Origin of the sequence: Streptomyces sp. CB02056, assembly GCF_001905545.1 — a bacterium.
Classification (GTDB): domain Bacteria; phylum Actinomycetota; class Actinomycetes; order Streptomycetales; family Streptomycetaceae; genus Kitasatospora.
Window position 1 is genome coordinate 72,639 of the sequence record NZ_LIPD01000001.1, and the last position, 21,226, is coordinate 93,864.

Annotated in this window: 18 protein-coding genes; 12 read left to right on the forward strand and 6 right to left on the reverse strand. The window is 71.8% G+C overall.

Translation table 11 applies throughout. The annotated features are described in order from the left end of the window. Positions 1 to 27 precede the first annotated feature (27 nt). From AMK13_RS00315 to AMK13_RS00325, 3 genes are all read right to left on the reverse strand, one after another. Complete coding sequence (locus AMK13_RS00315) at positions 28 to 1,563, reverse strand: chitinase (RefSeq protein ID WP_049648949.1); 1,536 nt, start codon at positions 1,561 to 1,563, stop codon at positions 28 to 30. Positions 1,564 to 1,728: 165 nt separating this feature from the next. Then, on the reverse strand, positions 1,729 to 2,874 hold the full coding sequence (gene wecB, locus AMK13_RS00320) for a non-hydrolyzing UDP-N-acetylglucosamine 2-epimerase (RefSeq protein WP_338016237.1): 1,146 nt from the start codon (positions 2,872 to 2,874) through the stop codon (positions 1,729 to 1,731). Positions 2,875 to 2,926: 52 nt separating this feature from the next. Then, positions 2,927 to 4,360, reverse strand: a complete 1,434-nt coding sequence (locus AMK13_RS00325; RefSeq protein ID WP_079271719.1) for a glycosyltransferase family 2 protein — start codon at positions 4,358 to 4,360, stop codon at positions 2,927 to 2,929. Between the two features lie 184 nt (positions 4,361 to 4,544). Here AMK13_RS00325 and folC point away from each other — a divergent pair, with 184 nt between their 5' ends. The 8 genes from folC to rodA all read left to right on the forward strand — a co-directional run bounded on the left by folC (position 4,545) and on the right by rodA (position 13,496). Next, positions 4,545 to 5,936, forward strand: a complete 1,392-nt coding sequence (gene folC, locus AMK13_RS00330; protein ID WP_079271806.1) for a bifunctional tetrahydrofolate synthase/dihydrofolate synthase — start codon at positions 4,545 to 4,547, stop codon at positions 5,934 to 5,936. A 1-nt stretch (position 5,937) separates the two neighbouring features. Further along, the gene (locus AMK13_RS00335) at positions 5,938 to 6,288 is read left to right on the forward strand and encodes a DUF4233 domain-containing protein (RefSeq protein WP_049648948.1); all 351 of its coding nucleotides are present in this window, start codon (positions 5,938 to 5,940) and stop codon (positions 6,286 to 6,288) included. A 108-nt stretch (positions 6,289 to 6,396) separates the two neighbouring features. Further along, positions 6,397 to 6,810: a nucleoside-diphosphate kinase gene (gene ndk / locus AMK13_RS00340; RefSeq protein WP_049648947.1), complete on the forward strand. Its 414-nt coding sequence runs from the start codon at positions 6,397 to 6,399 to the stop codon at positions 6,808 to 6,810. 332 nt (positions 6,811 to 7,142) lie between these two features. Then, positions 7,143 to 8,168, forward strand: a complete 1,026-nt coding sequence (locus tag AMK13_RS00345; RefSeq protein WP_049648984.1) for a rod shape-determining protein — start codon at positions 7,143 to 7,145, stop codon at positions 8,166 to 8,168. A 115-nt stretch (positions 8,169 to 8,283) separates the two neighbouring features. Next, the gene (mreC, locus tag AMK13_RS00350) at positions 8,284 to 9,255 is read left to right on the forward strand and encodes a rod shape-determining protein MreC (protein ID WP_074000688.1); all 972 of its coding nucleotides are present in this window, start codon (positions 8,284 to 8,286) and stop codon (positions 9,253 to 9,255) included. Between the two features lie 3 nt (positions 9,256 to 9,258). Further along, positions 9,259 to 9,897, forward strand: a complete 639-nt coding sequence (gene mreD / locus AMK13_RS00355) for a rod shape-determining protein MreD (protein WP_049658707.1) — start codon at positions 9,259 to 9,261, stop codon at positions 9,895 to 9,897. Positions 9,898 to 9,984: 87 nt separating this feature from the next. Continuing rightward, positions 9,985 to 12,300 (forward strand): penicillin-binding protein 2, encoded by a 2,316-nt coding sequence (gene mrdA / locus AMK13_RS00360; protein WP_049658705.1) that lies wholly within the window; start codon positions 9,985 to 9,987, stop codon positions 12,298 to 12,300. Continuing rightward, complete coding sequence (gene rodA / locus AMK13_RS00365; RefSeq protein WP_049658703.1) at positions 12,297 to 13,496, forward strand: rod shape-determining protein RodA; 1,200 nt, start codon at positions 12,297 to 12,299, stop codon at positions 13,494 to 13,496. The genes mrdA and rodA overlap by 4 nt, the downstream gene beginning before the upstream one ends. Positions 13,497 to 13,595: 99 nt before the next feature. On the opposite strand, the gene AMK13_RS00370 is transcribed toward rodA, so the two are convergent. Continuing rightward, positions 13,596 to 14,900 carry a M14 family zinc carboxypeptidase gene (locus AMK13_RS00370; protein WP_074000689.1) on the reverse strand — a complete coding sequence of 435 codons (1,305 nt, stop codon included), beginning with the start codon at positions 14,898 to 14,900 and terminating at the stop codon, positions 13,596 to 13,598. Between the two features lie 556 nt (positions 14,901 to 15,456). Here AMK13_RS00370 and AMK13_RS00375 point away from each other — a divergent pair. Then, positions 15,457 to 17,400: a TIGR03960 family B12-binding radical SAM protein gene (locus tag AMK13_RS00375; protein ID WP_074000690.1), complete on the forward strand. Its 1,944-nt coding sequence runs from the start codon at positions 15,457 to 15,459 to the stop codon at positions 17,398 to 17,400. 313 nt (positions 17,401 to 17,713) lie between these two features. On the opposite strand, the gene AMK13_RS00385 is transcribed toward AMK13_RS00375, so the two are convergent. Both AMK13_RS00385 and AMK13_RS00390 read right to left on the reverse strand, forming a co-directional pair. Further along, complete coding sequence (locus AMK13_RS00385) at positions 17,714 to 18,427, reverse strand: creatininase family protein (protein ID WP_074000692.1); 714 nt, start codon at positions 18,425 to 18,427, stop codon at positions 17,714 to 17,716. A 25-nt stretch (positions 18,428 to 18,452) separates the two neighbouring features. Further along, a complete protein-coding gene (locus tag AMK13_RS00390; RefSeq protein WP_074000693.1) occupies positions 18,453 to 19,631 on the reverse strand; it encodes a tetratricopeptide repeat protein in 1,179 nt (392 codons plus the stop codon). A gap of 372 nt (positions 19,632 to 20,003) precedes the next feature. On the opposite strand from AMK13_RS00390, the gene AMK13_RS00395 reads away from it, so the two are divergent. From AMK13_RS00395 to AMK13_RS00405, 3 genes are all read left to right on the forward strand, one after another. Then, positions 20,004 to 20,363, forward strand: coding sequence for an ATP-binding protein (locus tag AMK13_RS00395; protein WP_241852699.1), 360 nt, complete (start codon positions 20,004 to 20,006; stop codon positions 20,361 to 20,363). Positions 20,364 to 20,565: 202 nt separating this feature from the next. Continuing rightward, positions 20,566 to 20,829, forward strand: a complete 264-nt coding sequence (locus AMK13_RS00400; RefSeq protein WP_143204454.1) for a hypothetical protein — start codon at positions 20,566 to 20,568, stop codon at positions 20,827 to 20,829. Further along, positions 20,826 to 21,113: a hypothetical protein gene (locus AMK13_RS00405; protein ID WP_074000695.1), complete on the forward strand. Its 288-nt coding sequence runs from the start codon at positions 20,826 to 20,828 to the stop codon at positions 21,111 to 21,113. The genes AMK13_RS00400 and AMK13_RS00405 overlap by 4 nt, the downstream gene beginning before the upstream one ends. The last annotated feature ends 113 nt before the right edge of the window (positions 21,114 to 21,226 follow it).

Sequence of the window (21,226 nt, forward strand, 5' to 3'; positions counted from 1 at the left end):
GGGCCTCCGGCAGGCCGGCCGCGCCGGTTACGGCATGGCGTGCAGGTGCGAGCCGATGGTGCCGGCCACGGGGTTGCCCGCCTTGGCGTCCCAGTTGGTCGACCAGGTCATCGCGCCGCCGATGCCCGGCCAGGTGGTATCCGGCTTGTAGCTGCCGCAGTTGGTGCCGGAGGCCAGGCAGTCCAGCGCGTTGTTGACGGTGCCGGCGGCGAGGTACCCGCCGCCGGCGGCGCTGGTGGAGGCCGGCACCCCGAGGCCCACCTGGTCGGGCCGCAGCCCGCCCTTGAGCTGGATGCAGGCCAGTGCGGTGAGGAAGTTCTCGGTGCCCTGGGAGTAGACGTTCCCGTCGCAGCCGTTCATCGCGCCGGAGTTGTAGTACTGCATGTTGACGATGGTGAGGATGTCCTTCACGTTCAGCGCCAGCTTGAAGTACTCCATGCCGGTCGACTGCATGTCGATCGTCTGCGGCGCCATGGTGAGGATGAATCCGCTCCCCGCCTTCGCGGCCAGGGCGTGCAGCGCCTGGCCCATGTAGGTGGAACTGATGCCGTTCTCCAGGTCGATGTCGATCCCGTCGAAGCCGTAGCTCTGCATCAGCGCCCAGGCGGTGCTGGTGAAGGTCGCGGCGGAGGCGGAATCGCCCACCCAGACCGTGCCGTTCTGGCCGCCGATGGAGAGCACCACCCGCTTCCCGGCCGCCCGCTTGGCCGCGATGTCGGCCTTGAACTGGGCGTCGGTGTAGCCGCCGAGGCGGGAGGAGAGCGCCGGGTCGAGGGTGAAGCTCAGGCCGCCGCGGGTGGCGGTGGCGTCCGCGAAGGAGACCGCGATGATGTCGTAGGCGGCCGGGACGTCGCTGATCCGCTGGACGGTGGCGCCGTTGTCGAAGTTCTGCCAGTAGCCGGTGAGGATGTGCTTGGGCAGGTCCGGCGGCTTGCCGGTGGAGGTGGGGGTGGGCGTGCCGCTGTCCGTGGGGGTGGCCGTCGGACTCGGCGAGGCGGTGGAGGTGGCGGTGGCCGTCGGGCTCGGTGACGGCTGCGGTCCGCCGGGGCCGAGCAGCGAGACGTCGTCGGCGGCGAAGGCCGGCTGCCCGTACCAGCCGTGCAGGTAGACGGTGACGCTGGTGGTGTTCGGGCCGGTGGTGAAGCTCGTGGTCAGCTGGGTCCAGCCGCCGGCGCCGGGGGTCCAGGTGCTCGGGTCGGTGCCGCCGGTGCCGCGGGCGCCCAGGTAGACGTACGAGCCCTGCACCCAGGAGCTCAGGGTGTACGCGGAGGAGGGCTTCACCTGGACGGTCTGGGTGCACTCGCCGGTGTCGCTCCCGGCCGGGGTGGACTGCAGGGCGTACGTGCCGGAGTGGACGGTGGTGCGCTGGACCGTACCGCTCGAACAGGTCCAGCCGGACAGGTTCCCGGTCTCGAAGCCGCCGTTGACGATCAGGTCGGTGTCGGCGGCGTGGGCGCCGGTGCCGCCGGCCAGGACGAGTCCGCCCAGGCCGATGACCAGGGCGCTCGCTCCGGCGAGCAGGGAGTGGACGGCGCGCGGGCGCCGGTGTCGGGCAGGTGGCATGACTCCGTCTCCAGTGGGGGAGGCCCGGCGGGCGCCTCGTGGGGGAGGAGCGCCGTCCGGGGTGTCGATGGTGCGCGTGCGGGAGCTACCGACAACTCAAGTCCCGGTCGGGAACGGAGACTTGCCTCACAAGGTGGAGTAGACCAATTCTGCTGTCAAGAGGACCTAGGCGGCCGACGGGAGGGCCTGCCGGCCGGCCGGGTCGGCGAGTGCCGCGGTCAGCGCGGCGATCCGGGCCGAGGCCAGGCCGTCGCCGTACGGGCTCGGGGTGGCCGCCAGCCGGGCGAGCCGCTCGGGGGTGTCGGAGAGCCAGGCGCGGGCCAGGGTGCCCAGCTCCTCGCCGGGCCGCACCAGCGCGGCGAAGCCGGCCGCCACCGCCTCCGGACGCTCGGTGGAGCGGCGCACCACCAGCAGCGGGCGGCCGAGCACGGTGCACTCCTCCTGCACGCCGCCGGAGTCGGAGACCAGCAGCGCCGCGTGGCACGCCAGGCCCAGGAAGTCGCCGTAGCCGACCGGGCCGGTGACGGCGAGGCGCTCCAGCAGGCCGTCCAGGCCGAAGCGTTCGACGGCGGCCCGGGTGCGCGGGTGCATCGGGAACAGCACGGGGGTGCCGGCCCGGGCGATCCGGTCCAGCTCGGCGAGCACCGCGCCGAGCGCCTCGGCGGTGTCGGTGTTCTCCGGGCGGTGCACGGTGGCCAGCACGTACGCGTCCGGGCGCAGGCCGTGCGCGGCGAGCAGCGCGGCGCGGGCGGCCCCGTCCGGCAGCTGACGGCGGACCACCTCGACGACGGTGTTGCCGGTGAGCTCGATCCGGTCCTCGGCCAGCGACTCGGCGCGCAGGTTGGCGACGTTCTCCCCGGTGGCGGCGCAGAGCAGGTCGGAGACGTGGTCGACCATCACCCGGTTGTGCTCCTCGGGCATCGCCCGGTCGAAGCTGCGCAGCCCGGCCTCGACGTGGACCAGCGGGATCTCCCGGGCGTTGGCGGCCAGCGCCCCGGCGAGGGTGGCATTGGTGTCGCCCTGGACGACCACGGCGGCGGGGCGGTCCTCGGCGAAGGCGGCGTCCAACTGGCCGAGGGACTGGGCGATCTGACCGGCCCGGGGGCGGCCGCCGACCCCGGTGAGCAGCTCCGGCCGGGGCAGGTCCAGGTCGCGCAGGAAGCGGCCGGACATCGCCTCGTCCCAGTGCTGGCCGGTGTGCACCAGCCGGGTGGCGTCGCCGAGTTCGTGGATCAGCGGGGCGAGCTTGACCAGCTCGGGGCGGGTGCCGAGGACGACGGCGACGCTGGACGGGGGCAGGCACATGCTCATGCGGGGCTCCGGTGGCGTGGGGGAGGGGCGGCGCGAAGGGAGAGGGGCGGGCTCAGGACTCGAGCGCGGTGGGGGCGCCGAGGGCGGTCTTCTCGGCGTTGCGGCGGGTCTTGGCCCAGCCGTTGCGGCCGAGCAGCATCCGGACCGCGGCCCGGGTGGCGACCACGAACAGGTGGTAGGCGTAGAGCCAGACCAGGACGCCCCAGAGCAGCCCGGTGAGCCGGCCGCGGTCGGGGTGGACGGCCCGGCGGTAGGCGAAGCCCCAGAACACCATCGGCAGCGTGGCGAGCACGAAGGCGAGCAGCATCCACGGGCCGAACCGGAGCTGGAACTCGGCGGTCTCCTCCGGGAAGAGCACCAGCCCGGCGCCGGTGATCCCGAGCGAGACGGGGAAGAGCAGCACCAGCAGCACGCAGACCACCGGCTGGAGGAAGGTGTACAGCACCTCGGCCTTGCCGGTCGCGGTGTAGTGCGGGGAGCGCAGCACCCGGCCGGTGTAGCGCAGGCACTGCATGTTGCCCTGGGCCCAGCGGGTGCGCTGGGTGAGGAAGCGGCGCGGCGAGGTCAGGCCCTCCTGGGAGACCTGGGCCTCGGTGACGTGGGTGAGCCGCCAGCCGGCCAGGCGCAGGTCGAGGCCGGACTCGTAGTCCTCCAGCAGGGCGCGCTCCGGCCAGGGCCGGCCGGCCCGGCCCTCCTCGGCGGTGAGCGAGTCGAGGGCGGTGAGCCGGACGAACTGGCCGTTGCCGCCGAGGCCGACGCTGCCGGTGCGGCGGCGCAGCAGCTGCATGCCGGTGTTGGTGGCCTGGAACTCGACGTCCTGCATCCGCACCAGCGCGCGGGCCAGGGCGTTGGCGAGCCGGCCCCGGCCGGGCAGCGGGAGCTCGTCGTCGGCGTTGCGCATCCGGACGCCGATCTGGACGGCGCCGGTGTCGGGCCGGCCGAGGGCCTTGGGGTTGCAGACCCGGGCGAGGGTGCCGGGGTCGAGCTGCCCGTCGGCGTCGACCACGCCGATCACCACCCGGGAGCGGTCGGTGCCCTCGGGCAGCCGGGCGGAGATCTCCCGGTAGGCGGCGTTGAGGGCGGCGCCCTTGCCGATCCGGGCGTGCGGGCGGCGGCGCTGGACCAGGTGGATCCGCGGGTCGCGGGCCGCGGCGGCGAGGACCAGCTCGCGGGTGGCGTCCTCGCTGTCGTCGTCGATCACCCACAGATGGGCCTCGGGCGCGCTGGTCCGCAGGCCGTCCAGGGTCTGGGTGACCACGGCCTCCTCGTCGCGGCAGGGGATCACCAGGTGCCACCGGAAGGCGGCGGGGTCGCCGGGCTCGGCGGGGCGGCCGTGCCGGAAGGCGTGGCGGGAGCCGGCCCAGTACACGAGGAAGCGTCCGAAGACGAGGGCCATGTAGCCGACGAGCGCCAGGGAGATCAGTCCGGCGACCCAGACGACGGCGTCCTGGCGAAGCACGATCCACTCGTGCAGGGCGTCGGGCATGGCGCAGCGCTCCCAGTGATCAAAGGCCGAAGGCTCCTATCGGTTGCGAATCGATGCTTCATTGCGGTTCAAATCGCTAAATCAATAGTAAAGGGAGGAAATTAGCTGATCATGGGAAAGAGCGGGCAAAGTGGTCGTTCTCACCCCGTGAGGAGGACCCGCCAGCGCTCCGTAGACTGTGGACGTGAGCGACAAGGCCGACCCGAACCCGTACACCATCCGCCCCGCCGACGGCGGCACCGGCGACGCCCTGCGCGACGTCGAGGTGGAGCTCTCCAAGCGCTGGCCGGAGAACAAACTGGAGCCCTCGCTCGACCGGATCGAGGCGCTGATGGACATCCTGGGCCAGCCCCAGCGGTCCTTCCCGTCCATCCACATCACCGGCACCAACGGCAAGACCTCCACCGCCCGGATGATCGAGCAGCTGCTCAACACCTTCGAGCTGCGCACCGGCCGCTACACCAGCCCGCACGTGGAGTCCGTCACCGAGCGGATCACCCTGGACGGCGCCCCGATCACCCCCGAGCGCTTCGTCGAGGTCTACCGCGACATCGAGCCCTACGTGCAGATGGTCGACGCGGCGCAGCCGGTGCCGATGTCCTTCTTCGAGGTGCTGACCGGCATGGCCTACGCGGCCTTCGCCGACGCCCCGGTGGACGTCGGCGTGGTCGAGGTCGGCATGGGCGGCTCCTGGGACGCCACCAACGTCATCGACTCCGCCGTCGCCGTGATCACCCCGATCGGGCTGGACCACACCGACAAGCTCGGTGAGACCACCGGCGAGATCGCGGTCGAGAAGTCCGGGATCATCAAGTCCGGCGCCGTCGCCGTCGTCGCCCAGCAGCAGCTGGACGCCGCCCAGAACATCCTGCGCCGCGCCGTCGAGGTGGACGCCACGGTCGCCCGCGAGGGCATGGAGTTCGGCGTGATCCGCCGCGAACTCGCCGTCGGCGGCCAGCTGGTGACGCTGCGCGGACTCGGCGGCGAGGAGTACGAGGACGTCTTCATCCCGCTGCACGGCGAGTACCAGGCGCACAACGCGGCCCTCGCCCTGGCCGCGGTCGAGGCCTTCTTCGGCGTCGGCGGCGCGCGCGGCGGGCAGCTGGACGTGGACAAGGTCCGCCAGGGCTTCTCCGGCGTCTCCTCGCCGGGCCGCCTGGAGGTCGTCCGCCGCAGCCCCACGATCGTCCTGGACGCCGCGCACAACCCGCACGGCGCCCGCGCCACCGTGGCCGCGCTCACCGAGTCCTTCGGCTTCACCCGGCTCGTCGGCGTGATCGGCACCTCCGGGGACAAGGACGTGGCCGGCGTGCTGGAGGCCTTCGAGCCGATCCTGGCCGAGGTCGTCATCACCCAGAACTCCACCCACCGCGCGATGGACGTCGACGCGCTCGCCGCCCTCGCCGTCGAGATCTTCGGCGAGGACCGCGTGCAGGTCGAGCCCCGGCTCGACGACGCCATCGCCGCCGCCGTCAGCCTCGCCGAGGAGGAGGGCGACCTCGGCGGCGCCGGGGTGCTGGTCACCGGTTCGGTCATCACGGTGGGCGAGGCCCGCCTGCTGCTCGGGAGGAAGTGACATGAGGACGCTCTGCTCCTCGACTCTGATCGGCGAAGTGCTGCTGGTCCTGTTCGCGGCGCTGGTCGCGATGCGGCTCACCGATGTCTCCAACGCGGAGATCTGGACGGTCAGCGGCATCGCGATGGCACTGTGCGTCCTGCTCTGCGGCATGATCGACCGCCCCGGCGCGGTGCAGATCGGCTGGGCGCTGCAGATCGGGCTGATCGCCAGCGGCTTCGTGCTGCCGACCATGTTCGGGCTCGGCGTGGTCTTCGCCGGCCTGTGGTGGTGCTCGGTGCACTACGGCCGCAAGGTGGACGCGTTCAAGGCCGCCAGGGCCGCCGCGGAGGCCGCCGCCGTACAGGCCTGAGGCCCGGACCAGCGGACCGACACGCCGTGTACGCAAGGTAATCTCTGCCCTGTCGGCGCCGCCTGTCGACCCGACTGTCTGCCGAACCGAATCCCCAGGAGACGCACCGTGTCCCAGCGCACTCTCGTCCTGCTCAAGCCCGACGCCGTCCGCCGCGGCCTGGCCGGCGAGATCATCAGCCGCATCGAGCGCAAGGCCGGCTGGCGGTTCGCCGCCATCGAGCTGCGCACCTTCGACCGGGCGACGCTGGAGCAGCACTACGCGGAGCACGTGGGCCGCCCGTTCTACGAGCCGCTGCTGGAGTTCATGACCACCGGCCCGTCGATCGCGCTGATCGTCGAGGGCGAGGAGGTCGTCAAGGGCATCCGCATGCTGGCCGGCGCCACCAACCCGCTGGAGGCCGGGGCCGGCACCATCCGCGGCGACTACGCGACGATCACCCGCGAGAACCTGATCCACGCCTCCGACTCCCCGGAGTCCGCCGAGCGCGAGATCAAGATCTTCTTCCCCGCGCACGCCTGATCCGGCGAGCGGGACCCGGGCGACACGCCCGGGGGGACGTTCGTACCGCCCCGGTCGGGACCATTGGCCCGGCCGGGGCATTCTTATCGTGAAATAGGGAACTGGCGACGCCGACACGGCGTCCCAATCCTCGGAGATGCGATCACGCCCCGGACAATGGACGGTATGCCCCACGCCGACGTCCGTACCGAGTGGCGTGGCTACGATGGACGCGACTCAAGGGCCCGGTAAGACAGCTCAGCTGTTCTCCGCCCACGCGTGGACGCGCGCATTCGTCCACCCCCCCATGAACTCCGAGCCCGGGAAGGCACCCACACCCCATGGCGAGCAACCTGTCGTTCATCGGCCGCGACTTGGCGATCGACCTCGGAACAGCCAATACGCTGGTGTACGTCAGGGGCAAGGGCATCGTTCTGAACGAGCCGTCCGTCGTCGCGGTGAACACCAACACCGGCGGCATCCTCGCCGTCGGCGCCGAGGCCAAGAAGATGATCGGCCGCACCCCGGGCAACATCGTCGCCATCCGCCCGCTCAAGGACGGCGTGATCGCCGACTTCGAGATCACCGAGCGGATGCTGCGGTACTTCATCCTCAAGATCCACCGCCGCCGCTACCTCGCCCGCCCCCGCGTCGTGGTCTGCGTGCCCTCCGGCATCACCGGCGTCGAGCGCCGCGCCGTCATCGAGGCCTCCTCGCAGGCCGGCGCCCGCCAGGTGCACATCATCGAGGAGCCGATGGCCGCCGCGATCGGCGCCGGCCTGCCCGTCCACGAGGCCACCGGCAACATGGTCGTCGACATCGGCGGCGGCACCACCGAGGTCGCCGTGATCTCCCTCGGCGGCATCGTCACCGCCCAGTCCATCCGGGTGGCCGGCGACGAGCTGGACAACGCGATCGTCCAGCACATCAAGAAGGAGTACTCGCTGCTCCTCGGCGAGCGCAGTGCCGAGCAGATCAAGATGAGCATCGGCAGCGCCTTCGGCCTGGAGGGCGAGAAGGACGAGCACGCCGAGATCCGCGGCCGCGACCTGGTCAGCGGTCTGCCCAAGACCGTGGTCATCTCCGCCGCCGAGGTCCGCGAGGCCATCGACGAGCCCGTCAACGCGATCATCGACGCGGTCAAGACCACCCTCGACCAGTGCCCGCCCGAGCTGGCCGGCGACGTCATGGACCGGGGCATCGTGCTCACCGGCGGCGGCGCCCTGCTGCGCGGCCTGGACGAGCGGCTGCGCCGCGAGACCGGCATGCCGATCCACATCGCGGAGAACCCGCTCGACTCCGTCGCGCTCGGCTCCGGCAAGTGCGTCGAGGAGTTCGAGGCGCTCCAGCAGGTACTCGACGCTTCGCCGCGTCGTTGACAGGTCGCCGCACCACCGGCACCACGCGTCACATCAGACACTCGACTGAACGGGCCGCCGCCCGGGCCCCACAGCCCCGGGCGGCGGCCAGGTACGAAGGGGCAGTACCAGCACCGTGAGGGACACACGAGAGAGCCGGCTGCTGCTGATCCTGCTGGTGGCCGTCGCCTTCGCGCTGATCACCGTGGACATCAAGGGCGGTGAGGACTCCCCGCTCGGGCCCGCCCGGCACGCCGCCGCCAGCGTCCTCGGACCGGTCGAGCGCGGAGCCGCCACCGTCGTCGACCCGGTCGCCGACACCGTCCGCGCCTTCCGCGACGCGGCCACCGACAGCGGCCGCACCGACCAGCTCGCCCGCGAGAACACCGAACTCCGGCAGAAGCTCGCCTCCTCCGACATGGCCACCGGGCGCACCAAACAGCTGGACGACCTGCTGCGCACCGCCGGCGCCGGCGGCTACACCGTCAAGGCCGCCCAGGTCATCGCGATCGGCCCGGCCCAGGGCTTCTCCTGGACCATCACCATCGACGCCGGCAGCGACGACGGCCTCACCCGCGACATGACGGTGATCAACGGTCAGGGCCTGGTCGGCCGGATCACCACCGTCGCTCCCACCACCGCCACCGTGCTGCTCGCCTCCGACCCCGGCTTCTCGGCCGGCACCCGGCTGGAGGGCACCGGCGAGATCGGCTTCGCCTCCGGCGGCGGCGACAGCCCGATGAAGGTCTCCCTGCTCAACGGCAAGGCCCAGGTCAAGGCCGGCGACCGGCTGGTCACCTTCGGCTCGCAGAGCGGCCGCCCGTTCGTCCCCGGCGTCCCGGTCGGCAAGGTCGTCGAGGTCCAGGCCAACGCCGGCCAGCTGACCAAGACCGTCCTGGTCGAGCCCTTCGTCCAGTTCACCCGGCTGGACCTGGTCGGCGTGGTGGTCGTGCCGCCGCGCGCCGACCCGCGCGACGCCGTCCTGCCGCCGGCGCCCGCCGCGGGCCAGCCGGCCGCCGCGCCGGGCCAGGTCCCGGCCTCCGTGCCCGGCCAGGTCCCGGCCTCCGCGCCCGCCGCCCCGCCCGCCAAGCCCACTGGGGGGAACTGAGCCATGCGCCTCGCCCGCATCCCCGTCTCCGCCGGCCTCGTCCTGTTCGGCCTGATCCTCCAGGTCAGCGTGTTCGGCCGGCTCCAGCTCCCGGGAGCCACCCCGGACATACTGCTGCTCGTCGTGGTCGGCCTGGCCATGGTCTACGGGCCCACCGGCGGCTGCCTGGTCGGCTTCGCGGGGGGCCTGCTGGCCGACCTCGCGCCGCCCTCCGACCACGCCATCGGCCGCTACGCGCTGGTGCTCTGCCTGATGGGCTACGCCGCCGGGCTGCTGCGCCCGGACCACGGCCGCCAGCGGTCCGTGGCCGGCTCGCTGGTCGTGGTCGGCGCCGCGGCGGTCGCCTCCACCCTGCTCTACGCGATGGTCGGCGCCCTGGTCGGCGACACCGCGGCCCGGCACGTCGGCCTCGGCGGACTGGTCATCAGCGCCCTGCTCTACGACCTGCTGCTGGCCCCCTTCGTGGTGCCGCTGGTGATGTACCTCGGCCGCCGCTTCGGCCGCGACCCGGTGGCCGCCGCGGACGACGACGAGGGCGGCTCCGGCCTGGGCACGCTGGCCCGCTACCGCACCACCCGCGACACCTCGACGGGCCCGTCGTACAAGAAGCGGCGCGTGCCGGGCTTCGCCCGCCGCCCGTAACCGGACCGGCCTCCCGGCCCCGGCCCCGGCCGCCCGGCCCTCCGGCCCCGACCACCCGACCTCCCCGCATCCTGGAGCGCACGAGACGTGAGCAACATCCCCGAGACCGGCCGCACCCGACGGGTGACGATCCGTCTGGTGGTGCTGCAGATCCTGGTGCTGTCGCTGCTCGCCACCCTCGGCGGACGGCTGTGGTACCTGCAGATCCGCAACGCCAAGGAGTACACCGCCAAGGCGACCGGCAACCACATCCGCGAGGTGGTCGAGCCGGCCGTCCGCGGCGAGATCCTGGACGCCTCCGGGCGGGTGCTGGCCGGCAACGAGACCCGGCTGGTGGTCTCGGTCAGCCGCACCTCGCTGCTCCAGCAGAAGGACGGCGGCAAGGCGGTGCTGTCCCGGCTGGCCGAGGTGCTGGGGATGCCGGCCAAGGACGTGCAGGAGAAGGTCCGGCTCTGCGACGCCAAGACCCCGCAGCCCTGCTGGAACGGTTCGCCGTACCAGCCGATCCCGGTCACCAAGGAAGCGACCACCCAGCAGGCGATGCAGATAATGGAGCGCCGCGAGGACTTCCCCGGGATCACCGCGCAGCCCACCGCCGTACGCCGCTACACCGGCGCCGAGGGCGCCAACATGGCCCAGGTGCTCGGCTACCTCTCGCCGGTCACCGACGAGGAGGTCAGCAAGACCGCCGGCAAGAGCGGCCTGGACCGCTACCTGCCGGCCGACCAGATCGGGCGGGCCGGCCTGGAGTCGGTGTACGACCGCGACCTGCGCGGCACCGCGGGCATCACCAAGCTGGAGGTCGACAACCTCGGCCGGGTGATCGGCAACGCCGGCACCGTCGCCCCGCAGACCGGCGACAACCTGGTCACCAGCATCGACGCCCGGGTGCAGAAGGTGGTCGAGGACAACCTGGCGCAGGCCATGAACGACGCCCGGAACACCTTCGACAAGATCACCAACCGCAACTACGAGGCCGACTCCGGCGCCGCCGTGGTGATGGACGTGCACACCGGGCGGATCGTCGCGATGGCGAGCGCCCCGACCTACGACCCGAACCTCTGGGTGGGCGGCATCAGCGGCAAGGACTACCAGTCGCTGACCAGCAAGGACTCCAACTTCCCGCTGCTGAACCGGGCCATACAGGGTCAGTCCGCCCCCGGCTCGACCTTCAAGGTCATCTCCACCACCGCCGCCGTGCAGGCCGGCTACTCGCTGGACGGCCGCTACGACTGCCCGAAGAGCATGACCATCGGCGGCCGCGAGTTCAAGAACTTCGAGAGCGAGAACTTCGGCCAGATCTCCCTGGAGAAGGCGCTGGAGGTCTCCTGCGACACCGTCTTCTACGGCCTGGCGTACGACCAGTGGATGAAGGACGGCGGCATCAAGCCGAAGAAGGACCCGGGCGACTGGTTCTTCAAGACCGCCCACGAGTTCGGCCTCGGCGCCAAGACCGGCATCGACCTGCCGTCCGAGGTCACCGGCCGGGTGCCGGACCGGCAGTGGAAGCAGTCCTTCTACGACAACAACAAGGACGCCTGGTGCGCTCAGGGGCAGAAGGGCGGCAACAGCTACTCCGACCAGATCGCCCGGGAGAACTGCGTCGACGGCTACCAGATGCGCGCCGGTGACGCCGTCAACTTCGCGATCGGCCAGGGCGACACGCTCGTCACCCCGGTCCAGATGGCCCGGATCTACTCGGCGCTCGCCAACGGCGGCACCTTCTACCGGCCGACCATCGCCAAGGCCGTGATAAGCCCGGGCGGGGACCTCGTCCGCGAGATCGCCCCGCACGAGGACGCCAAGTTCCCCGGCGACGAGAAGCTGCTCAGCTACATCAACCAGGCCACCGAGAGCGTCATCAAGAGCGGTACCGCCGCCTGGAAGTTCAACGGCTGGCCGCAGGACAAGATCACGCTGCACGCCAAGACCGGCACCGCCGAGGTCGAGGGCAAGCAGACCACCTCCTGGCTGACCACGTACAGCAAGGACTACGCGGTCGTCATGACGATAAGCCAGGGCGGCACCGGCTCCGGCGGCTCCGGCGACGCCATCCGCCGGATCTACCAGGCGCTGTACGGCGTGGACGACAAGGGCGGCATCGACAGCGGCAAGGCGCTGCTGCCCGCGCCGCAGGCCGAGCTGCCGAAGTTCAACCCGGACGGCACCGCGATCATCAAGCCGGTCTCGTACGGCGCCGACGCGGCGCAGGGCGCCCAGGCCCCGGGCCTCCAGGCCCAGGCCGTCGCCGCCGCTCCGGCGCTGCTCGACACGGCCACGGCGCAGCCGGCCCCGGCGACGGCCTTCCTCGACCGGACGCCGCCGGCCGACCGTCCGGCGTCGTACACCGCGGCCGACGCCGCGCTCGAACCCACGCGCGGACCGGGAAGGGGACGGGCATGACCTCCTACGGCTCGTACCGGCAGCTGCGGCTGGCCCCGCAGCGCCGCGGGGTCTCCAAGGCGCTGTCCAAGGACTCCCCGCTCTGGCGGCTCGACTGGATACTGCTGGTGGCCGCCCTCGCCCTCTCGGCCGGCAGCTCGCTGCTGGTCTGGTCGGCCACCCGCGGGCGCGACTCGCTGACCCACGGGGACCCGCAGTACTTCCTGTACCGGCACCTGACCAACTTCGTGGTCGGGCTGGTGCTGTGCTCCGTGGTGATAGCGATAGGGAGCCGGCGCTTTCGCACGATCGTGCCCTTCCTGTACGTCGGCGTGCTCGTCCTGCTGCTGGCGACGCTCAGCCCGCTCGGCTCGACCATCAACGGCGCGCACTCGTGGATCCAGCTCGGCGGCGGCTTCTCGATCCAGCCGGCCGAGTTCGCGAAGCTCGCGATCGTGCTGGCGATGGCCGTCGTGCTGTCGGACCAGGTGGACGCGGGGGAGCGGGAGTTCCCCTCGCACCGGGCGGTGTTCCGGGGCCTGCTCTGGGCCGGGGTGCCGATGTGCATAGTGCTGTTGATGCCGGACGCCGGCTCGGTGATGGTGATGGCCGCCATCGTGCTGGGCATCCTGCTCGGCTCCGGCGCGGCGAACCGCTGGGTGCTCGGCCTGCTGGTGGCGGGCACCGCCGGATGCGTGGCGATCTGGAAGTTCGGGCTGCTGAGCCAGTACCAGATCGACCGCTTCGCCGCCTTCGCCAACCCGCAGCTGGACCCGAACGGCGTCGGCTACAACACCGCGCAGGCCCGGATCGCGATCGGCTCGGGCGGGCTCACCGGCAAGGGGCTGTTCCACGGCACCCAGACCGTCGGGCAGTTCGTGCCGGAGCAGCAGACCGACTTCGTGTTCACCGTGGCCGGCGAGGAGCTGGGCTTCGTCGGGGCGCTGGCGATCATCGCGCTGGTCGGCGTGATCCTCTGGCGGGCCTGCCGGATCGCCCGGCAGGCGACCGACCTGTACGGGACGATCGTGGCGGCCGGGGTCATCGCCTGGATGGCCTTCCAGGCCTTCGAGAACATAGGGATGTGCCTGGGCATCATGCCGGTCGCGGGCATCCCGCTGCCGTTCGTCTCGTACGGCGGCTCGTCGATGTTCGCCAACTGGATCGCCATCGGGCTGCTCCAGGCGGTGCGGAGCCAGCGGCCGATAGCGGCCTGAGCGCGCCGCGCCGTGCGGCGGCGGGGCCGGTCCGGGACTTCCCGGGCCGGCCCCGCTGTCGTGTCCGGGGGCGCTGTCGTGTCCGGGGCCGGGGAGGGTTCAGAGGAGGCAGTCGGCGGTGGTGAGGACGGCGCGGGTCTGGTGGGCGAGTTGCTCCTGGACGGGCACCCAGCGGGTGCCGAAGCGGTGGCGCAGCCGGTCGAGGCTGTCGGCGACGACGGTGCGGGCGCGGTCGCGGGCGGCCTCGACGCCGGGGCCGCGGGTGTCGGCGAGCAGCCGCAGCAGGATCGACGCGACCCGCAGCGGTACGCGGGCGGCGACCAGTCCGGCGGTGGTCACCCGGGAGGCGGTGAGCGGTTCGGCGCCCCAGCGCTCCAGCCACTCCTCGGCCACCCGCGGGGCGACCGCCAGGCTGGACTCGGCGGTGCGCAGCAGCGGGCCGTACGCCTCGTGGCCGGGCGTCCCGTGCCGGTGCGCGCGGACCGTCGGGAGCAGGGCGGTGAGGTCCGCGGCGCGTGCGGTGAGGTCGCGGGCGGCGGCCGCGAGGGCCTGCGGGCCGGCCGGGTGGCGGTGGGCGTCGCCGACCGCGTCGACGGCCCACATCGGGACCTCCAGCACCGCGGAGACCGCGCCGTACCGGGCCGCGTACGACCAGGTGGACAGCTCGGGCTCGTCCGGCAGGGCCCGGGAGCCGCCGGTGCCCGGAGACGGCATCAGGTAGGTGCCCGGGTCCGGGCTGGCCCAGCCGATCGCGTCGTAGGAGTCCACGTCGAGCGGCACGCCGGCGCGCTGCGCGGAGCGGGCGAAGCGCCCGGCCAGGCCCGGGACGGGGCGGGTGAGCTGGGCGAACGCGCCGCCGAAGTCCACCCCGTGCAGCGAGCACTGGAGGAACGGGCGCAGTTCGTCGATCAGTCCGGTCAGCGCCAGGCTCTCCGGCATCGGCGGGCGGCCGGAGCCGGGGGCGGGCAGCAGCTCGGGCTGCTCCTCGAAGGAGGGGCGGAAGAAGTGCTCGTAGTGGCGCCGCATGGTGAGCGGGCCGTCCAGCCAGCCGGCGTTGAGCGCGGCGCCGTCGGGGTCGAGGCAGAGCAGCAGGTGCCAGGAGAGTCCGGGGCGGGCGGGGCGGTCGAGCAGCACCTCGGCGAGCCGGACGGTCCCGGCGGTGCCGATCGGTTCGTTGGGGTGCGGGCCGCCGACCACCAGGACGGCCCGCGGGCCGCGGTCCACGGAGAGCAGCAGCAGCGGGCGGCCGGCCCGGGAGCGGCCCACCTCGCGCAGCCGGCAGCGGTCCGGGTGCCGCAGGGCGAGCCGCCGTGCGGCGGACTCGGCCTGGGCCGGCGTCGGGTAGCGGGCCGGCCGGGTGTCGAGGGTCCGGAGCGGGCGGATCCGCCGACCGGTGTCGGTCATGGTTCTCCTTGCGCCGGTCGTACGGCCGCCGGGGCGCGGGCGTGCGGGTGCGCCGCCGGGCACGGCGTGCGGGCGGGGGGACGGGGGAGGGGGACGGGGCTGGGCGTGGCACCGCGGGCCGGGAACGGCGGCCGTGCGGGGACGGACGGGGCCGTCCGTGGGCGGCCCGTGGGGAGGGAGAGGCGTGCCGGCCGGAAAACCGACGAGGGCCGAGCGTACGACTCAACTTCCTTGTCCGGAAGGGGTGCAGATGTCTTTGGCGGAGCCCTGTCAGTACCGCACGGGCCGTCCGGGCGTGTCAACGGCGGACGGGACCGGCCGGCGGGCGCCCACCGCGCGTGCCGGGGCGGGCACCAGCGGGCTCGGGAGGCCACCGGTGGGCACCGGTGGACACCGGCGGGTGCGGGCGGAGACCGGCCCGTCCGGGGTCGCGCCGGAGCGCGGAGGGCCCGTGAACCGGGGCAGACGGCCCGTTCCCCGGATTGGGCTACCCTTGAGGGTCACCCCTCCCGTGCCGACTCGCGGCACCGAATCACGTCGTAAGGGTTCCTAGTACATGACTGTCGAATCGGTCTTCCCACGCCTGGAGGCCCTCCTCCCGCACGTCCAGAAGCCGATCCAGTACGTCGGCGGCGAGCTGAACTCGACCGTCAAGGACTGGGACGCCTGCGACGTCCGCTGGGCGCTGATGTACCCCGACGCCTACGAGGTCGGGCTGCCCAACCAGGGCGTCATGATCCTCTACGAGGTGCTGAACGAGCGTGAGGGTGTGCTCGCCGAGCGCACCTACAGCGTCTGGCCGGACCTCGAGGCGCTGATGCGCGAGCACCACGTCCCGCAGTTCACCGTGGACGCCCACCGCCCGGTGAAGGCCTTCGACGTGTTCGGCCTGTCGTTCTCCACCGAGCTCGGCTACACGAACATGCTGACCGCGCTCGACCTGGCCGGCATCCCGCTGGAGGCCAAGGACCGCACCATCGACGACCCGATCGTCCTGGCCGGCGGCCACGCGGCCTTCAACCCGGAGCCGATCGCGGACTTCATCGACTGCGCCGTGGTCGGCGACGGCGAGCAGGCCGTCCTCGACATCACGGAGATCATCCGCGCCTGGAAGGCCGAGGGCCGCCCGGGCGGCCGGGACGAGCTGCTGCTGCGCCTGGCCCGCACCGGCGGGGTCTACGTCCCCAAGTTCTACGACGTGGAGTACCTGGCCGACGGCCGGATCGGCCGCGTCGTGCCGAACGCCCCCGGCGTGCCGTGGCGGGTGTCCAAGCACACCGTGATGGACCTCGACGAGTGGCCGTACCCGAAGCAGCCGCTGGTCCCGCTCGCCGAGACGGTGCACGAGCGGATGTCCGTGGAGATCTTCCGCGGCTGCACCCGCGGCTGCCGCTTCTGCCAGGCCGGCATGATCACGCGCCCCGTGCGGGAGCGAAGCATCACCGGCATCGGCGAGATGGTGGAGCGCGGGCTGAAGGCGACCGGCTTCGAGGAGGTCGGCCTGCTGTCGCTGTCCAGCGCCGACCACACCGAGATCGGCGACATCGCCAAGGGCCTCGCGGACCGCTACACCGAGGACAAGATCGGCCTGTCGCTGCCGTCCACCCGCGTCGACGCCTTCAACATCGACCTCGCCAACGAGCTGTCCCGCAACGGGCGCCGCTCGGGCCTCACCTTCGCCCCCGAGGGCGGCAGCGAGCGCATGCGCAAGGTCATCAACAAGATGGTGTCGGAGGAGGACCTGATCCGCACCGTCGCCACCGCGTACGGCAACGGCTGGCGCCAGGTGAAGCTGTACTTCATGTGCGGCCTGCCCACCGAGACCGACGAGGACGTGCTCCAGATCGGCGAGATGGCGAAGAACGTCATCCAGAAGGGCCGCGAGGTCACCGGCCAGAACGACATCCGCTGCACCGTCTCCATCGGCGGGTTCGTGCCCAAGCCGCACACCCCGTTCCAGTGGGCCCCGCAGCTGTCCGCCGAGGCCACCGACGCCCGCCTGGCCAAGCTGCGCGACTCCATCCGCGGCGACCGCAAGTACGGCAAGAACATCGGCTACCGCTACCACGACGGCAAGCCGGGCATCGTCGAGGGCCTGCTCTCCCGCGGCGACCGCCGGGTCGGCGCGATCATCCGCGAGGTCTACGAGGACGGCGGCCGCTTCGACGGCTGGCGCGAGTACTTCTCCTACGACCGCTGGATGGCCTGCGCCGAGAAGGGCCTGGCCGGCACCGGCGTCGACGTCGACTGGTACACCACCCGCGAGCGCACCTACGAGGAGGTGCTGCCCTGGGACCACCTGGACAGCGGCCTCGACAAGGACTGGCTCTGGGAGGACTGGCAGGACGCCCTGGAGGAGGTCGAGGTCGACGACTGCCGCTGGACCCCGTGCTTCGACTGCGGCGTGTGCCCCCAGATGGACACGGCCATACAAATCGGCCCGACGGGCAAGAAGATGCTGCCGTTGACGGTCGTCAACGCCACTGGCCAGCAGGGTTAGCCAGAGGCATGGGGGACCCACTCGGCGAGCTGTGTGACGTATTTCACAGCCTCTCGGAGGGTGAACGACAGCTCGTCCTGGGCGCGCTCGGTGTGACGCGCGCCCCGGGCGGGCCCGCCCCGGCCCCACGGGAGGCCCGGCAGAGGGGCCGGAAGACCCCCCTGCCCGCCGCCCGGAGCACCCCGGACATCGAGTCCTCCATCGAGTGGGTCTGACCCGCTGAGGCCACGCCCAGAGCCCTCCCCGATCCTGTCAGGGAGGGCTCCTGTGTTCGATGGAGCGCTGAACGCCTTCGAGTGATGGCCTGTGGCTGTCAGCTACCACTGATGAGTGACAGGTGGGCGGCGGCCGACTTGGACAGGCTCTCCAGGATGGCCCCGCCCTTTTCGGCGGTACCGAGGGAGGGGCGGCCGATGATGCCGTTCTCGGTGTAGCCGGCCATGCCCAGCGTGAGGAGGTGGGGGCGCTCCGGGGCGTCGTGGTCGTCCTGCTCGATGCCCTCGCGGACGAGGTGGGGAGCGCCGTGGAGGAGGAGTGAGACCTCCAGCTCGCCGCCGTGCATGTCCTCGCCGCCGCTGCTCTCCAGGGCTGCGGCCTCGCGGGCCTGGTGCCAGTCCTCGCGGACCGGGAAGAGGGCGACGCGTGGGCCCTCGGTGTTGGCCTCCTGGACCACGTTGGAGAGCACATAGTTCCCGCCGTGCCCATTCACGATCAGCAGACCGGGGACGCCGGACGCCCGGAGGGACTTCCACGTGTCGTTGATCACGGCGTAGAGCGTGGCGGCGCTGATACTGACGGTGCCCGGCATGTGGGCGTGCTCGTGGGAGCAGGACAGGGTGATGGGTGGCAGGAGGAACAGGTCGTAGTCGGTGGCGATCCGCTGGGCGATCAGGCTGGCGACGACGGTGTCGGTGGTCAGGGGCAGGTGATCGCCGTGTTGCTCGAAGCTGCCGACCGGCAGCACGGCGATCTTGGCGCCGCGCCGGCGTTCGTCTGCGGAGGTGGCGGCCGTGATCAGTGCGTCCATGGGCCCAGCCTCTCCCATAGGGTCCTCAGCGGTCGAGAGGGCTTCCGCTGCTCATCAGTGCCAAACGGTGGGTGAACGTGGCCACTTGGGGTACGGCGCTCCACCGCTGGAGGGCCTTTCCGGCGGTGGATAGTTCGGACATTGCGCGCGCTGACTCGGTGTCGACGGCGATGGACAGTGCGCGGTCGGCTGCGGCGACCGCCTGCTCGGGTTCACCGGACACCGCGTAGGCCCGCGCCAGTCGGGAGAGGTAGACGCCCTGGTCGTTACGGTAGACCGGCGGCAGCACTCGGAGCTCCGCCTCGAACATGCCCACGGCCGTGTGCGGGTCGCCGAGTTCGATCAGACAGTTCGCGCGCTGCATCTCGATGTAGGTCGGTGTGCAGTAGGCGAGATCAAGAGCGTCGTCGGCGTGCGAGTCGTCCGGCGCGGCCGCGATCTCGTGAGCCTCGTCGAACTTCGCCTGTGCGAAGCGAGGGTTGCCCATCATCGCGTGGCCCTGCGCTTCCTGCTGCGCCGCCAGTGCCCGGATCCGGTGAGTGGCCCCGACCGACCGTTGGGCCGCGCGGGCAAGGCTGACGGCTTTCGGGGCGTTCCGCTGGGCGGTGGCCTGGTTGCTCTTCCGGAAGAGCACGTAGGCGGCCATCACGTCGTCGCGGGCCTCCTGCGCCCACTCCATGGCGCGGTCCGACCAGAACAGGGCCCGGTCGAAGTCCCCGAGATCCTGGTTCAGCCACCCCAGGAACTCCGCGGTGCGCGCGCCGATTGCGAGCAGTTCGTCGCGGGCGCGGCCCTCAGCGATTTGCTGGAGGTGGTCGAGTAGCCGGACGTGCCTCGTCACTGGGTCGAGTGCGTGGCGGGAGCCGAGCAGGTTCGCGGCTTTGTAGTGGCCGGGCATCGCACCGCGCAGATGGCTCACGAAGAGCTCGGCGTCGATCGGTGCGTTGGGGCCCCGGCCGTCGGTGGACGGCTCCGGCTGGCGGCGGCGGGGCTGCCGGACCGGCGTCTCCAGCTCCCATGAACGAGAAGCCAGGCCGAGCATTCGGCCCGGGATGTGGAGGCCGTCGGCGATCCGCTCGATGAGATCGATCTTCTCGATCCTGCGCTTCCCGGACATGACCTCACCGACCCGGCTCGGTGTCATGTCACAGGCACGGGCGATGAGCGACGGGTAGATCCCCGCCGTCTTGAGCAGCCGGAACACGGCTGCGAAGTCTCGTGCTCGACACGCGGCGATCATCTCCGGGTTGGACAGCAGGCCCGCTGGGAGCCGGTCCGGTACGCGAGCCTCGGTCACCACTGCCCCCGCTGTCGATCAGCAGCCGCTGCAAGCAAGTTGATTGCCTGTGAGTTTACCCACATTGGGTAACCAGCTTGGGTACGAAGTCCGCACTTCCTCCCGGCAGCCTGGAGTAAAGGGCCGGAACGTCCGGGTTTCGGGCCGCCAATTGGGCATCGGGAGGCGGTGCACGTGACCAGTTCGGGAGAACCCCCCGACGGCTCCGAACCCTACAAGCCGGCCCCCGGGATACCCGCGTTCGAGGCGAGGCTCACGCGGCACAGGCGGTCCGCCACGGTGGCCAGGAACCACCTGCGCGACTTCCTTCAGAACGTCCCGGGCGGCCCGGCCCTCATGGACGACGCCCAGCTGGTGCTCGGCGAACTGGTGGCCAACGCGGTGACGCACGCGCGTGTTTCGCCTGGACGCGAGATCGCCGTCCGGTTCGAGGTGATGTGCGACCACCTGAGGATCGAGGTGCACGACGCGAGCAGCGAGAAGCCCGCGATCCGGTGCGCCGCTGACCTGAGCGATGTCTCTGGGCGCGGGCTGTACCTGGTGGAGGCCCTGTCCCGGGAATGGGGTTTCGAGCCCCGACCCGAAGGCATCGGAAAGATCGTTTGGGCCCTGGTGGGCCTGGAAGGCGGTGTGGAATGAGCAGGCGGGCGTCTGGGGCGGCGACGCGGTGCTACTACTGCGGCGCGGGGCTGAGCAAAGCGCCGACCCGAAGCATCGTGGTGAATGGGCAGACGGTGGGTGTCCACAAGTGGCACCCACGTCGCGCGGGGGAGGTGTCGGAGAAGTGACGCCGCTTGGAGTCCCCGATGCGCCGGAGACGGTCTCCTCGTACCCCTTCCCGGTGATCCTGGAAGTTCGCGGTGTTGCGGAGCCCGAGCACTTCGGCAAGCTGCCGGAGGCGATGGCCGCGCTCCTGACCGCGGTCGGCACCCTTCCGCTTGGCCCGGACCAGCAGGCCTATTTCGTCGAGCTGTTCGGGCCGTCGGAGGTTCAGTCGATCGGGCGTCGACTCGCAACGCACGGAGAGGTGCGGGCCCTGGCCTTCCTCGACCTGACCCCGACCGTCGTCCGCCTATACTCCGCTGGCCCCGGGAGGCAGCAGTGATCCGGCACCTGCGGACCTGGTGGGACCGGGTTTCGATGTGGTGGCTGCTGGACGGCCAGTTCTCCTGGCCGGTGCGAGCTGTCTCGCCGAGCCGGCGGGCCGCGCACCGTGACGCGGTGGCGTGGTTCACGGAGCCCGACTTCGCCGAAGATCAGCGGTTGCAGCTCATGCGGAAGATCTGGCGTGAGAAGACCGGCGTCGATGATCCGCTGCTCGACTTGACCGAGGCGGAGCTGTTCCGGCGGATCTTCGATTGCGAGCAGTCGGCGCGGGACCACACCTGACCTGATCAGGGACAACTGAAGACGTGCCGGACCACCCCGGAACCTTGGCGGGAGAGGGGTGGTCCGGTGGGTCGGAACCCGATGCCGATGGTATCGGGCTCCTCGGCATGCCA

Coding starts and splice junctions, on each gene's coding strand:
- AMK13_RS00375 (WP_074000690.1), top strand. CDS start 15,457: ATGACTGTCGAATCGGTCTTCCCACGCCTGGAGGCCCTCCTCCCGCAC.
- wecB (WP_338016237.1), bottom strand. CDS start 2,874: ATGAGCATGTGCCTGCCCCCGTCCAGCGTCGCCGTCGTCCTCGGCACC.
- AMK13_RS00335 (WP_049648948.1), top strand. CDS start 5,938: ATGAGGACGCTCTGCTCCTCGACTCTGATCGGCGAAGTGCTGCTGGTC.
- AMK13_RS00315 (WP_049648949.1), bottom strand. CDS start 1,563: ATGCCACCTGCCCGACACCGGCGCCCGCGCGCCGTCCACTCCCTGCTC.
- rodA (WP_049658703.1), top strand. CDS start 12,297: ATGACCTCCTACGGCTCGTACCGGCAGCTGCGGCTGGCCCCGCAGCGC.
- AMK13_RS00385 (WP_074000692.1), bottom strand. CDS start 18,427: ATGGACGCACTGATCACGGCCGCCACCTCCGCAGACGAACGCCGGCGC.
- mreD (WP_049658707.1), top strand. CDS start 9,259: ATGCGCCTCGCCCGCATCCCCGTCTCCGCCGGCCTCGTCCTGTTCGGC.
- AMK13_RS00325 (WP_079271719.1), bottom strand. CDS start 4,360: ATGCCCGACGCCCTGCACGAGTGGATCGTGCTTCGCCAGGACGCCGTC.
- AMK13_RS00370 (WP_074000689.1), bottom strand. CDS start 14,900: ATGACCGACACCGGTCGGCGGATCCGCCCGCTCCGGACCCTCGACACC.